The sequence below is a fragment of the Vibrio aestuarianus genome, assembly GCF_012395185.1.
GTDB lineage: Bacteria > Pseudomonadota > Gammaproteobacteria > Enterobacterales > Vibrionaceae > Vibrio > Vibrio aestuarianus.
This window is the reverse complement of the sequence record NZ_JAAZTU010000001.1, coordinates 175,367-190,123: the sequence shown is the minus strand read 5'-3', so window position 1 is coordinate 190,123 and position 14,757 is coordinate 175,367. Positions and strand designations below refer to the sequence as shown.

At 41.0% G+C, this 14,757-nt stretch carries 11 protein-coding genes and 1 other annotated feature; of the genes, 6 read left to right on the top strand and 5 right to left on the bottom strand.

All coding sequences use genetic code 11. The features are described from left to right. Window positions 1-606: 606 nt before the first annotated feature. From clpB to rluD, 3 genes are all read right to left on the bottom strand, one after another. Window positions 607-3,183: an ATP-dependent chaperone ClpB gene (clpB, locus tag HGG78_RS00790; protein WP_172531822.1), complete on the bottom strand. Its 2,577-nt coding sequence runs from the start codon at window positions 3,181-3,183 to the stop codon at window positions 607-609. Window positions 3,184-3,295: 112 nt separating this feature from the next. Next, window positions 3,296-4,018 carry a peptidoglycan editing factor PgeF gene (gene pgeF, locus HGG78_RS00785; protein WP_053311206.1) on the bottom strand — a complete coding sequence of 241 codons (723 nt, stop codon included), beginning with the start codon at window positions 4,016-4,018 and terminating at the stop codon, window positions 3,296-3,298. Then, window positions 4,018-4,992: a 23S rRNA pseudouridine(1911/1915/1917) synthase RluD gene (gene rluD / locus HGG78_RS00780; RefSeq protein WP_053311207.1), complete on the bottom strand. Its 975-nt coding sequence runs from the start codon at window positions 4,990-4,992 to the stop codon at window positions 4,018-4,020. The genes pgeF and rluD overlap by 1 nt, the downstream gene beginning before the upstream one ends. Window positions 4,993-5,147: 155 nt before the next feature. Here rluD and bamD point away from each other — a divergent pair, with 155 nt between their 5' ends. The 6 genes from bamD (at window position 5,148) to yjjX (ending at window position 12,158) form a co-directional block, all read left to right on the top strand. After that, window positions 5,148-5,873, top strand: a complete 726-nt coding sequence (gene bamD, locus HGG78_RS00775) for an outer membrane protein assembly factor BamD (RefSeq protein WP_171980869.1) — start codon at window positions 5,148-5,150, stop codon at window positions 5,871-5,873. A gap of 450 nt (window positions 5,874-6,323) precedes the next feature. After that, a complete protein-coding gene (gene hpf, locus HGG78_RS00770; RefSeq protein WP_053311209.1) occupies window positions 6,324-6,650 on the top strand; it encodes a ribosome hibernation-promoting factor, HPF/YfiA family in 327 nt (108 codons plus the stop codon). Window positions 6,651-6,758: 108 nt separating this feature from the next. After that, window positions 6,759-6,880 (top strand) — a sequence feature (Phe leader region). An 11-nt stretch (window positions 6,881-6,891) separates the two neighbouring features. After that, window positions 6,892-8,070: a prephenate dehydratase gene (pheA, locus tag HGG78_RS00765; RefSeq protein ID WP_053311210.1), complete on the top strand. Its 1,179-nt coding sequence runs from the start codon at window positions 6,892-6,894 to the stop codon at window positions 8,068-8,070. A 201-nt stretch (window positions 8,071-8,271) separates the two neighbouring features. After that, entirely contained in the window at window positions 8,272-9,318 is a 1,047-nt protein-coding gene (locus tag HGG78_RS00760; RefSeq protein ID WP_172531821.1) for a polyamine ABC transporter substrate-binding protein, read from the top strand. Further along, a complete protein-coding gene (locus HGG78_RS00755) occupies window positions 9,302-11,653 on the top strand; it encodes a putative bifunctional diguanylate cyclase/phosphodiesterase (protein ID WP_168523144.1) in 2,352 nt (783 codons plus the stop codon). Before HGG78_RS00760 ends, HGG78_RS00755 begins: the two co-directional genes overlap by 17 nt. Next, window positions 11,625-12,158: an inosine/xanthosine triphosphatase gene (gene yjjX / locus HGG78_RS00750; protein ID WP_053311213.1), complete on the top strand. Its 534-nt coding sequence runs from the start codon at window positions 11,625-11,627 to the stop codon at window positions 12,156-12,158. The genes HGG78_RS00755 and yjjX overlap by 29 nt, the downstream gene beginning before the upstream one ends. Before the next feature lie 37 nt (window positions 12,159-12,195). Here the strand turns inward: yjjX and trpR are convergent, their stop codons facing one another. Both trpR and sltY read right to left on the bottom strand, forming a co-directional pair. After that, the gene (trpR, locus tag HGG78_RS00745) at window positions 12,196-12,489 is read right to left on the bottom strand and encodes a trp operon repressor (protein ID WP_053311214.1); all 294 of its coding nucleotides are present in this window, start codon (window positions 12,487-12,489) and stop codon (window positions 12,196-12,198) included. Between the two features lie 59 nt (window positions 12,490-12,548). Further along, window positions 12,549-14,498 (bottom strand): murein transglycosylase, encoded by a 1,950-nt coding sequence (gene sltY, locus HGG78_RS00740; protein WP_172531820.1) that lies wholly within the window; start codon window positions 14,496-14,498, stop codon window positions 12,549-12,551. Window positions 14,499-14,757 lie beyond the last annotated feature (259 nt).

The following is a 14,757-nucleotide window of genomic DNA, read 5'->3' as shown; positions in this document are numbered from 1 at the left end:
GCGTTCAATCTGAGCCATGATCAAACTCTTCAATTAAAGTTTTGTTGGTCCTAAGACCGGCTCAATGAATACTGACTTCAAAACTGCTTTTACTCGAAAGTAAAAAGTAATTTTAAAGCTATTGTTGCTCCAACAGAACAACAATGAATTGACTGTGCCGCTTCTTGGTTTTCACTTTTAAAAAGTGAAATCAAAAAGCATTCGAACTATTGCTAGTTCAGGTCACTCAGTTCATTGATAAATCTTTTTCGATTATCATCAACGAGTGCCCACACAGATTGATAGGTTTATATTGTTAAAGAGCGTTACTTTGCGAGGCGTTACTCTCAAAGCGGACGGTAATTCTAGCGATTTAACTTCAAGTGTCAAACACTTTATTAGTTATTTCTCTTGCACTTATCTTTGATAAGTTTCCGTCATGTTGCTGGCTGACCTGATTGGTCTGCCGTGACAACGAGGCGCATTATAGGCAGTTTGAACAATGATACAAGCGATAAAACGCATTTTTTTCTAACAAGCCGTTCGCTTGCTCATTAAACAATCAAAGTAAGCATTTATTATACAAAAAGGACCAATAATGGTCCTTTTTGTAGGTATAGACAGTGATTAATCTTGATGAGCAATGATTTGATCATTGCTAACAATCAACTTCACTTTTTTATCTGGCAAGATTTTTCCAGCTAATATATCTTTTGCTAGTGGGTTTTCAACACTCTGTTGAATTGCCCGTTTCAAAGGCCGCGCACCATAGACAGGATCAAATCCAACTTGAGAGATCAGTTCTAACGCTTTATCTGATACTTCTAGTTGATAGCCTTTCTCTTCCATTCTTTGACCAAGACGGGCCAGTTGAATAGAAGCAATCGACTTAATTTGTTCTTGTCCGAGCGGATGGAACACAACACTTTCATCGACTCGGTTTAAGAATTCTGGTCTAAAGTGTTTGCTCACCACCTCCATAACTTCATTTTTGATGCCTTCATAGTTGAGACTTGCGAATTTTTCTTGAATACGAGCAGACCCCAAGTTCGATGTCATTATCACTACGGTATTACGAAAATCGACCGTACGACCCTGACCATCAGTCAAGCGACCATCATCTAGCACCTGTAACAGAATATTGAATACATCCGGATGTGCTTTTTCCACCTCATCAAGCAGAATGACTGAATAAGGTCTACGACGCACAGCTTCCGTTAAATATCCACCTTCTTCATATCCAACATAACCAGGAGGTGCACCGACAAGGCGAGCAACAGAATGTTTTTCCATAAACTCGGACATATCAATGCGCACCATGGCATCTTCACTATCAAACATGAAATTGGCGAGTGTCTTACAAAGCTCCGTTTTACCAACACCAGTTGGGCCCAAGAATAGGAAAGATCCGATCGGTCGCTGCGGATCTGATAAACCAGCTCGACTACGGCGAATTGCATTTGAAACCACTTCAACAGCTTCTACTTGTCCGATCACTCTTTTATGCAGTACAGCTTCCATTTTCAGCAGCTTTTCTTTTTCTGCTTCAAGCATTTTCGATACTGGGATTCCTGTTTGCTTTGATAATACTTCTGCAATTTCAACATCAGTTACTTTATTTCGTAACAAGGTCATTTCTTGCATTTCAGCCTGAGTGGCAAGGTCAAGTTGTTTTTCCAATTCAGGAATACGGCCGTATTGCAATTCCGACATCCGGCTTAAGTCACCCGCTCGACGAGCGAATTCCATATCCATCCGAGCTTGTTCCAGTTCAGACTTGATATGCTGAGTACCTGAAAGCGCCGCTTTTTCTGCATTCCATACTTCTTCCAATTCAGCGAATTCACGCTCTTTTTCTTTGAGTTCTTCATTCAAAGTAAACAAACGTTTGGTGCTCGCCTCATCGTGCTCATTGGTTAATGCCTGCTGCTCTATTTTAAGCTGAATAATCTTGCGTTCTAACTTATCCAGTGATTCTGGTTTTGAGTCAATCTGCATGCGTATACTTGATGCAGCCTCATCAATCAAGTCGATCGCTTTGTCCGGCAATTGTCGATCAGAAACATAACGGTGCGATAAACTCGCCGCGGCAACAATTGCAGGGTCAGTAATTTCAACATGATGATGAAGTTCATAACGTTCTTTCAGACCACGTAAAATAGCGACGGTATCTTCTACGCTCGGCTCATCAACCAATACTTTTTGGAAGCGGCGCTCAAGAGCAGGGTCTTTCTCTATATACTGGCGATACTCATCTAAAGTTGTTGCTCCAACACAATGCAGTTCTCCGCGGGCCAGTGCAGGTTTGAGCATATTACCAGCATCCATTGAACCTTCGCCTTTCCCTGCACCAACCATCGTATGTAGTTCATCAATAAACAAAATGACGTTGCCTTCTTCCTTAGCTAACTCATTAAGTACTGATTTTAAGCGCTCTTCAAATTCACCACGATATTTAGCACCCGCTACCAAAGCGCCCATGTCTAGCGACAAAACACGCCTACCACGTAGACCTTCAGGTACTTCGTTGTTGATAATGCGTTGTGCTAACCCTTCAACAATGGCGGTTTTACCCACCCCCGGTTCACCGATAATGACTGGGTTGTTTTTAGTTCGGCGTTGCAGTACCTGGATAGTGCGACGAATTTCGTCATCACGACCAATAACAGGATCAAGCTTACCCTGCTCCGCTCGCTCTGTAAGATCGATAGTAAACTTTTCTAAAGCTTGTCTTAGCTCTTCAGCATTTGGGTCATTAACTTTCTGCCCCCCGCGGATCTGCTCTATTGCATCCGATAATTTCTTTTCGGTTAAACCTAATTCTTTTAGCAGTTTCCCAAGCGCACCTTTATCTTCTAGCGCCGCTAACAAAAATACTTCAGATGAGATGTACGAATCTTGGCGTTTTTGGGCCAACTTGTCACACAAGTTAAACATAGTGCCCATAGCACTCGACAATTGCACATCACCACCAATACCACTGACTTTAGGTAAGCGATCTAAAATTTCACCTAACTTTGAGCGAAGATGCATCACATCAATACTTAGCATCGTCAGTAGTGGACGAATCGGGCTACCATTTTGGTCAAGCAGCGCCACCATCAAATGAACGGGCTCTATATATTGATGATCACGGCCTAATGCCAATGATTGCGCATCAGAAATTGCAATTTGAAATTTGCTTGTAAATCGATCTAAACGCATACCAATATTCCTCATTCTATTGTTGAGAGACCAATCTTATGTAGCTAAAGATGGATACGAGGCATGGTTTTTTCAAGGGGGGAGGTGTGGGAAGATTTTCTAATTTAAATAGCTATTCAATCCAAATAAAGGATGCTTGGCGTCCGGTAATACCATCTCGTCGATAAGAATAGAAACGTGCAGGATCTTGATAAGTACAAAGACCACTGTCAAATACTTGCTCAACTCCGCATTGATTCAGCCTTAATATTGCCAGTTGAGACATATTCGCTAGCCACTTTCCATCTCCTTTTGCAGAAAATGCATGAAAAGCCTTAACGTCTACATCAACGAAAGCTTGATAGACATCATGACCCACTTCAAAAGCGAGTGGTCCAATTGCAGGCCCGAGCCAAGCTATCACATCACCAGAAAATTGCGCCACTGCATTTTCAATAATGCCGTTGGCGAGTCCGCGCCAACCCGCATGTACAGCAGACACTTGAGTTCCTGCAGTATTAGTCAATAAAACGGGTAAGCAATCAGCGGTCATTGCTGAACAGACAACATTGGGGTGTTGAGTGAAAAGACCATCGGCATCCAAAATATCATTCGTGGATGAGCTCACTTCAATGACGTGAGTGGAATGAGTTTGGTTTAACCAAATAGGCATCGCAGGTAATTGAGCTTGTTGTAGAAGCCAATTACGATTGCGCTCAACTAATGATGAGTCATCCCCAACATGAGTTCCTAAATTGAGCCCCTCGTAAGGAGCAAGTGAAAAACCACCGATTCTTGTCGAAGAGAAAGCCTTCACATTTTTAGGAGCATTCCAATTAGGGATGACCATTTCCATTAATATTCTTCTTTTTTATTCAGCTTGGTGTCCACTCGAAGTGCTTCAGCCATTTCGACCATATCGTCTGGAACAGGCGCATGAAACTCAAGTTCTTCGCCGGTAACTGGATGATTAAATCTAAGCATCACAGCATGCAATGCTTGACGATCAAAACCGCGAATCATTTCAGCCAGTTCTTCCGTTGCCCCTTTTGGAATACGAGCTCGGCCGCCGTAAGCTGTATCCCCTAAAAGTGGATGCTGTAAGTAAGACATATGCACGCGAATTTGGTGTGTACGACCAGTTTCAAGACGGAGACGAATACGCGTATGCTCGCGGAAATGTTCAGCGACACGGTAATGAGTTACCGCCGGCTTACCTAAAGGGCTAACGGCCATTAAGGTTCGTTTAGTTGAATGGCGACCAATTGGCTTATCAATCATGCCACCAGCCGTCATCGTTCCGATTGCAATCGCTTCATACTCACGAGTGATATTGCGCTTTTGTAGCGCTCGAACCAAATGAGTTTGAGCGGGTACCGTTTTAGCTACCACCATTAACCCGGTAGTATCTTTGTCCAAACGGTGCACAATACCTGCACGTGGAACTTCCGCAATAGCTGGATAATGGAACAATAGTGCGTTAAGCACTGTGCCATCGGGTGTTCCGGCACCAGGATGAACGACAAAATCTCGTGGTTTATTGATGACAATAATGTCATCATCTTCATAAACAATGTCTAAAGGAATGTCTTGCGCTTCCCAACGCTCTTCATCTTCAAGTTCGGCTTGAACGGTAATGATTTCGCCACCCATGACTTTAGTTCGCGGTTTGGTAATCACTTCACCATTAACCTGAACCTTGCCATCTAAAAGCCACTCTTTTAGACGTGAGCGTGAGAAATCAGCGAATAATTCAGCGACAGCTTGGTCTAAACGTTGACCTAACTGGCTATCTTTTACTGTATTTGTTAATTCAATCTGCTGAGCCATATAGAACTTTTTTAAAAACCGTGAGACTAATAGCGTCTAGTATGGATAAAATATGGCTTTATTGTATCTGTTACTGGTAAGAAAGTAACGAAACGATTTATAAAGCGATTACGCACTCAATTAAGAAGCACTAATTCAAGGAACCGACTCCTGTCATGAAACACCACACTTTATCAGGCTTACTCGCACTATCACTGTTATTTGGCTGTTCAAGCAGCGAAGATATTGTCCCTGATGTGCCGCCTTCTGAATTGTATTCAGATGCACAAATTTCACTGCAAAGTGGCAATTGGCTTACTGCAATAGAAAAACTTGAAGCGTTAGATTCACGCTATCCATTCGGAGCTTACTCCGAACAAGTGCAACTTGATCTTATCTATGCCTATTATAAAAACGATGATCTTGCTTTAGGATTAGCTACGATTGAACGCTTTACACGTTTAAACCCAACCCACGAAAAAATGGACTGGGTACTTTATATGCGTGGCTTAACGCACATGGCTCAAGACCGTAACTTCATGCATGATCTTTTTAATGTTGATCGTTCAGATCGTGATCCTGAACCAGTAAAAGCAGCCTTTGTTGATTTCAAAAAATTACTGCAACGCTATCCAACGAGCCCATATGCAGAAGATGCACATAAACGTTTATTTGCTCTCAAAAATCGTTTAGCCGAATATGATCTAGCGACCGCTGATTTCTATCTACGTCGAGAAGCATGGATAGCGGCGATTAATCGTACTCAGGAGTTACAAAAAACTTACCCTGATACAGAAGCGGCGAGAAAATCCTTGCGCATTCAACTTGAAGCCTACAAACAACTAAAACTTGATGACGCAATAGAAAGAACAGAAAAGTTGATTGCACTAAACCCAGAGTAACCATTTCGCAGCACAGATCAAATTCAACCATTAACAAACGATATTGACACATGGTTTGTTAATGGTCTTTTGCGATCAGCGGTTAAATATGAGAGAGCTAGAAAAACACAGAAGAAAATGAGTAGACGCCACCGTAGGTATGAATACAAAACCTGAGTGGCATTGGACGCAACTTACCCTACCTGCTTAGCAAATAAACAACACGTTTATTAAGCCGTAAAAAGGCCCTAAAAATGGAGAAGTTTTTAGCTTGCGATACCATTCAATCTATCGTAACCAATATGAATCTCAAGCTTTTCCTTGCCCTCTTAATACCACTTTTTGCGTGAGATCACGTTTAAACCCAACATTAGAAAACCCTCACCATAAGGTGATGTAGATCACATTTATTTCTTATCGAATAGGTAATCTGGAGTTAACCCATGAGGGATGACACAGAGGAAAAAATCTATGAAAGTAAATATCACTGGTAAAAATATCGACATCACCTCTGCAATCCGCGATCACATTGAGAGCAAATTTAAGAAGTTAGAAAAATGGCAAGTGGACATTATTGGCTGCCAAGCTAGCTTTAGTGAAGAACCAGGCAAACAGAAAAAATTTGAAGCGATAATTACGGTACCCAAAGGACAACTCGTCGCTTCCGCAGTACATGAAGATCTTTATACAGCTGTTAATGAGGTAGAACAAAAACTAGAACGTCAACTCAATAAACTGCGCCACAAACCAGAAGCTCGTCGTACAGAGAAACCGGAAGTGGAAGAAGAAATCGAATAAAGATTAAAAGGATTGAAAATAGCGCCCGTTAGGCGCTATTTTTTTGCTTGACGCCCTATAGCTGCTTGCTTATTGTGTTCTCACACTTAAAACGAAACCTGATTTTATGCACTTAACTTCGCTGTTCTTTTTTGACTTCTTTTTTCTCCAATAATATTTGGAGGCATGGTCGTTGACAGAAGATAAGTCAAAAACGAACAGAAAGCCTCCCACCGGGAGGCTTTTTTACAAGGATTATTCTATGACAGACAAACAATATTCACTCGACGAGATCCGCATACGTCTCAACGAACTCGACGACCAACTACTGAATTTGCTCTCTGAACGTCGTAAGTTCAGCATCGAAGTAGCAAAGAGCAAAATTGAAACCGCAAAGCCAGTACGAGATGCAGTACGTGAACAGCAACTTTTGGTAAAACTGATAAATAATGGCAAAGAAAAATATAATTTGGATGCACAATACATCACGAAATTATTCCACACTATTATTGAAGACTCAGTGCTTCTACAACAATCCTATTTACAGAATTTAGCAAACCCTCAACTCAGCCGTAAACCACTAGCCCGCGTCGCATTTCTAGGCGCAAAAGGCTCCTATTCACACCTTGCAACACGTGAGTATTTCAGCAGAAAAAACACTGAACTGATTGAACTCAATTGTGAGCATTTCAGAGAAGTAACCAAGACCGTAGAATCTGGGCATGCCGATTACGGTGTTCTTCCTATTGAAAATACCAGCTCGGGTTCAATCAATGAAGTTTATGATCTTCTACAGCACACAACGCTATATATTGTCGGTGAATTAACATTACCAATTGAACATTGCCTAGTCGCTACTTCTGACCTGAAATTAGAAGATCTCAAAGTACTCTACTCCCACCCTCAGCCTCACCAGCAGTGCAGTGAGTTTTTAAGCCGTCTAAAAGGCGTTAAACTGGAGTCTTGTGCTAGTACGGCTGATGCTATGCAAAAAGTCCAAGAACTGAATCGAAACGATGTAGCTGCAATTGGCAATGCTTCTAGTGGCAAACTTTATGGTCTGCAAGCAATCAAAGGCAATATCGCCAATCAAACAGAAAACCATACTCGTTTTATTATCGTTGCTAGAAAGCCGGTAGAAGTCTCGACTCAAATACCAGCTAAAACTACCTTGATAATGTCTACCTCTCAACAAGCAGGTTCATTAGTTGAAACCTTACTGGTTCTGCAACGATATGGTATCAATATGACTAAGTTGGAATCGCGCCCAATCATGGGTAATCCTTGGGAAGAAATGTTTTATGTTGATCTCGAATCACACTTAGATTCAGTCGAAATGCAACAATCAATCAATGAATTGATGAAAATAACCAAACACCTAAAAGTACTTGGTTGCTACCCAAGCGAAAACGTTAAACCGACCCAAGTAAAACTACAATAATCGTCACTTAGTCAAATTTTTGTCATGAGTCTGCTGACAGCTAGCAACAAAGCTCATATAATGCGCGCGTTTTAGTATTATTTATCGCTATTGTATAGGGCTGTCAGCGCACTTTGAATTACGGATAGTTTCCGCAAGTCTTGTGACTCTCATTGTGATCGATGCTCTTCCTCAGACAAATAAGGTTCATCCACTTATATCATGACGAAAGCTCATCTAGGCGCTTTAATGCTTTGTGGTTTTAGCATTTCAATGCCAATACTAAGTTCAGAACTCAATATTTATCTGTGGGAGGATACCATCTCCCCTCAGATCATTTCTGAGTGGAGCGAAAATACTGAAACCAACATTCACCTATATCATTTTGATAATGATGATGAACGCAGCCTGTTAATGGTAAAAAGCCTCCAGCTTCCTTTTGATATTGTCGTACTCGATAATGTGTCTGCACTTATATATTCTCGCCTGAAAACGTTTGAAGATTTAAGTGACCTTGAAAATAGAAAATATAATGACAACAAATGGAACCAAGCTTGTGGCTCTCACGCTATTCCTTATTTTTGGGGAACAGTAGGAATAGCCTATAAGAAAAGTAAAGTCACAGAAGCCCCCACAAAATGGACTGATTTTCTCGATATGCCCGATACACTTAAAGGTCATGTCGGTATGTTGACCGATACGGTCGAAACTCTATTGCCTGCACTGTATAGCCAATCACAATCGCCAATCACTGATGACCAAGCTGCACTTAAAAATGCGTATCAGGCAATGCTATCCGTTAATCCCAATATTTTGACCTATGAATATGTGTTGAGTTACGTACGAAGCCATCCTGATAGCGATAATTTACACATGGCACTCGCTTATAGTGGTGATCAATACTCACTAAACAAGTACTTTGGAGGAGACGATTGGGATTTCGTCACACCCAATGGTAAACCTTATATTTGGGTAGACTGCTTAGCCATAAATAGTAATTCCAAAAATAAGCAGCAAGCGAAAGCATTCTTAAATTACCTAATGCTTCCAGAAACTGCCGCAACGAATGCAAAAGATATTAAAGCTGCGACACCGAACTTAAGTGCATTAAAATTGATGCCTAATAGCTATCAAAATGATGCATCATTATTCCCAGATCCGACCTTGCTAGAACAAGGCATCATTGATAGTGAATTGATACCGACCAACATCAGTTTAAGAGCAAAAATCATTAACAGTATTTTGGAACAACATGAAGCTCAACAATAGAATCCTGTTACTGATCGCCCCAGTTATCCTTTTGAGTGCAGCGGCGTCGAGTTACATTATTTACTCTAGCCAAAAAGACGCCTTGCTAAAACGTGAGGAAAGCTATCTACAGCTAAGTATGGAAAAGCTCGCAGGGCTGTTTCGCCAGACTCACTCTCTTGTAAATAGTTACGCCTACACACTAACGAAAAGTGACATTATTCGTCATTATGTAGCACATGAAAAAAACCCCTATAGAGAATTAGAATTAGTCGATAATTTTCAGCAAACGTTAGATATTCTTCAATCTCGAGAAGGACGTTTTGTTGCGTTATCTATTTTAGATGGCAGCAAAAATGTACTCTATTATGCTGAAAATAGCATTGACCCGTTCGCAACTATTGACAAAAAAGTACTTAACTATGTGCAAGATACTTTTAATCATACCCAGAAAATATCTGATATTAGCTATATCACTAACTCTAGCGGTGAAGGTATTCTAGTTCGCTATGATGTGCTCGATAAAAAAACGCTAGCTGCCCCTCTAAGCTATAACCGAGATCAAATATTTTTTGTCGTTGTCTTCGCTGCACTAGAACAATTTGATCAACTCAGAAAACAAATTGAATTTGATAATCAAAGTACTATTTTCTTCTCTGAAAATTCTAATATAGATAAAATTGGACTGACACAAACCGTTGAATTGAAACCCGGATTGTATGCAACCTTAGATCCAGCTCAATTTCTTATTAACAACAAACTCAATATTATTTTAAAACGTTTGGCCTTATCATTTGGCACATCAGCATTTGTCACTGTTTTTTTACTGCTATTTTTGCTGTATCGCCATGTCATCAAACCAATCTCCCAATTAGATAAACAATTAAAAGAAGTAGAGAATAAACAGCGCGACAACATTGAGACACTCGACACCAAAGATGAAATAGGTCGCCTTTCTTCTCGCTTCTACGATATGTATCAAGAGCTTGATACCACTTATAAGAAAACCAAGGCGTTAGCTGAATATGATCACCTAACGAAACTCGCAAACCGCCACCACTTTAAACAATCCGTCGAGCGAGTGCTCTCTAATGCACGATATAACGACAATATTTGGGTGCTGTATATTGACCTCGATAATTTTAAATACGTAAATGATAAATATGGTCATCAGGTCGGTGACACCTTGCTCGTCAATTTTGCCCAGCATGTTCGTTCATTAAGTCACTTCTTCTACACTCAATACCAAGTCAAAAATTTGGCTGCTCGCCTTTCTGGTGATGAATTTTCGATATTTATTTCAGCTCCTAGCTCCTTTAGCCAAGGAGCCACAGAGTTTGCGACTCAGTTATTAGCTCCTATCCAAAATCAAAGTAATTCTCCGCTAGGCAATTTCCCTATCACAGCGAGTATTGGCATAGCCACTTATCCCTTTGATGGAAATACCCTTGAGAAACTACTGTTGAATGCTGACACCGCCATGTATCAAGCAAAAAATGCGGGCAAAAACCAAATTGCTTACTATTCACCCGATCTCGATAAAGGCGTTCAGCGTAGAGCAAATATTGAACAAGCATTACGGTTGGGCGATTTTGAACGAGAATTTAGCCTTGTTTATCAACCCTATTTAAATCGTAATGGCAACACGATTGCGGGGGTAGAAGTTTTACTTCGCTGGGAATCTAAGCAATTAGGGCTAGTGTCGCCAAAAGAGTTTATTCCTATCGCCGAACAAACAGGGCTATTTGGTAGCATTGACCGATGGGTTATTCGCAGCGCTTTCAAGGAGTTTCACGCATTACAAGCCATTAGTGAACATCCCGTGCAAGTGTCAATAAACCTTTCATCAGCAGAACTGAACACATTGCAATTAGCACATTACATTCACAAACATGCACAAGAAAATGCGATTCCCCCACATTTGATTGATTTTGAAATCACAGAAACTTTTGCCACCAACTCTAAAGGGTTTCCTCTACTCCATGAACTTTCTCATTTAGGATATGGGCTCGCGATAGATGATTTTGGTTCTGGTTACACCTCGATCACACAGCTTGTGCAATATCCGGTACAAAAAATTAAATTTGACCGACTATTTTTGGATACACTCATTGCAACCAATAATCAAAAGGTCATTAAGCCACTGATAGACTTATGCCACTCTCAATCGATGCTGGTGACTGCTGAAGGTATTGAAAATCAAGAGATGCATCACTGGCTTGCCGGCTATCATTGTGATTATATGCAAGGGTATTATTTTGCAAAACCTATGACCTTGAATGCCCTCGCTTCATGGTATAAACAACAAAAAGAACTAAGCCTAACTTATGAAAAACGTGACCATTGCCTCTCTTAACCCGGCAAAAATTAACGCGGTACGCAGTGCATTTGAAAGTGTATTTCCACAACAACAATTTGCCTTTACTGGTGTCAGCGTTCCAAGCGGTGTTGCTGATCAACCAATGAGTAATGATGAAACTCATCTAGGCGCGCTTAATCGTGTCCAACATGCTAAAGAAATTTACCCTGGCGCTGATTATTACGTCGGGTTAGAAGCGGGCATAGAAGGGAATGTGACCTTTGCTTGGATGATCATCGAATCGGACACTCATCGTGGGGAATCTCGCTCAGCAAGTTTGATGTTACCGCCTATCGTCTTAGAAAAATTGGCCACCGCCAATGAGCTGGGAGATGTGATGGATGAGGTATTTGCGACGGAAAATATCAAACAAAAAGGAGGAGCGATTAGCCTGTTGACACAAAATCAACTCACTCGCAGCTCGGTCTATCAGCAAGCGCTGATTTTGGCCTTAATTCCATTTACTAACCCAAGCCATTTTCCTGCAAACTTATCAGCGTAGCGCAAGCCAAACTAGCGCTACGCTGAACTCGCCCGTTTTATTTCAGTAATAAAGCGGCGAGTTGGGACTTTTCTTGATCTGATTTGGTTTTCAGCTCGTTAGAACCTCGCGTAATCGTCGCAATCCCTACCCCTAACATTTGGCTAATTTGCCGCTGTGATAATTCACCCTTAAATAACTCACATAAAATATTGGCTCTCGCGACCAACGATTCTCGCTCATCCGGTGTCATCATCATCGTAAGTAGCATTTCATGCTGGTCTTGCTCAGCGGCATGCTTGACCAATGTCATTAGCTGTTGCCAGTCTGTGTACTCTGGTTGTTGCGACATGTTTGTACTCGCTAGGTGATACATTAAGGCTATTGTAGAACTTTCATCTACTATTGGAATCAATATTTTGCATCAATTTCGTTTGCGTTAAGAAATTGACCTTCAACACCCATCAAATCTCGGTAATAGATCTCAAACATTAAAATGTTTTGCACATAGCCCCGAGTTTCTTTAAACGGAATCGCTTCAATAAAGGCGTAGGCATCTAACTTGCCTTGGGTCTTCTCTCGCCATTGATTGACCCGACTAGGACCTGCATTATAAGCAGCAAAAGCAAAAATTCGGTTGTTATCGTATTTCTCTAGCAAACCATTCAAATAATGGCTTCCGATCTCAATATTCTTACCCACTTGATATAATTCATCTTCACCATTGTAGGTTAGCTGATACTTTTTAGCAGTATAGCTTGCTGTCCTCGGCATTATTTGCATAATTCCGCGAGCACCTACTGGAGATTGAGCCTCAACATCCATGCCACTTTCTTGGCGAGCTAAAGACATTAACATGATCGGGTCTATGCCATGCTTTTGCCCATAAAAATTAAACCACCACTGATGCGCTAATGGAAAGCGCAGTTGTGTGTTATCCCACATTTTTGCAGCAATTGAAGCAGTAACCGTTAAGTGGTGCCAATTTTGAGAGGCCGCATAAGCCGCTAACATCTCTTTTTCTGGCTCCGATACACGCTCAAGCAACCATCGCCATTCGCTTTTTGCTGCGGTAATCTTATCGCGATCAATCAATTCTTGAATTCGCGTTAAGGTGGTTTGATGTGGCTTTAATAAAGTAACGTTTAGCTCGATAGATGAAGTGGGATAGTTAATCGATTGTTTAACCACAGTGGCTGCAGCCACACTGTAAAAATTGCGCTGCCCAGTAATAGATTGCAAACGCTGCATCCCCTTGCTGGTATTTCCTAGCTCGATTTCAGCTCTTGCAAGCCAATACTGCCAACGAATACTAGATTGCTTCTTCGCTGGTAATTGTTCAATCCAATACTGTAAACCACGCCAATCTGCCGATTGTAATGCCAGACGAATTCGCAGCTCTTTCAGAGTGTTATTTGAGCTTTGCGCAATAACGTTATCTCGCCATGTCATTAATAGCTCATCTTCGCTGTCCAATAATCGTCTGGCGATGTAGTCAGCCAGTTTCTGACTCGGCTCTCCACTTAAAACTTTGCCTTCAAGCAAGCTTTGATAAACACCTTGCGCTAAAGCAGCATCTTTACGGGCCAGTTTTTCTAACGAAAATTGAACTAACTGCTGGTGAAAATCATCATTCACATTGTGTTTAGCAAAAGTTATCACTTGGTCAGGATTCGCGTACAGATCGAGCATGGATTGCGCGATTAGTAATGACTTTTCGAGCTTCAGTTTTTTCTGGAGATATTTCATCAGCGTTAGATTTCGTTTATCAAACGCTAGTAACATACGCTTGAGCACCCAATCATCCGTCAAGCCACCCTGTTGTTCCCAAGCATTAAATAAAGGTTCGCAAGCATCTGCAATACTGTTACCACTCAACCAAAGTTGCTCGGCTCCTTTAAAAGCAACATCTCGATGTCCAGTTTGGTAATGAGCATTGTAATAATGGCAACGATACAATTCGTCATTGGGTTCGTATTTTTGAAACGCTAATAAGGTGGACCATTTTTCTTTGGCTGCTAAAGCATCCAAATAAGGAGCACGAATACGATAAGAAAAAGGAAAAGTCGCATGCGAATCAATAAAGACCTGCACGGCCAGTGGCGGTTTATCGCCAAGATCAACCAGAAACGATCGATAATCTACATAGGGCGTTAATGGATAATCTGCGATCTTTTTTCTGAGTTTTTTAAATTCATCAACCTTGTTTTCATCAAGCAACTGTTGTGCTTGATCATAGAGCTCTCGCTGGCTATCCAAATCCAGTGTTGAGCCAGAAAACGCTGTGCCGCTCATCAATGAAGTCAAAGCTATCATTGATGAAAAAAGACAATGCGGCTTTAAAAAATGCCTAAGCGTCATGTGCTCTCATCCTATCTAAAGCGAGGGGAAATTCACTTCCATTACGCTTATTCTAGATAGAAAAGTAAAGCATCCATATGTAAATAATATTAAATTCATAAAACTGCGACATATGCATAAAGTAACTTAATGCTTGTTGGTTAAAGCATATCCAAATCTAGATAACTTGAAGACGCAAGTACATTAGAGAGCCACTGACAACCACCACAAAAAATCAAAGCTATAGAAAGGCATTATTTCCGCGTTAAAAACTGGTTAG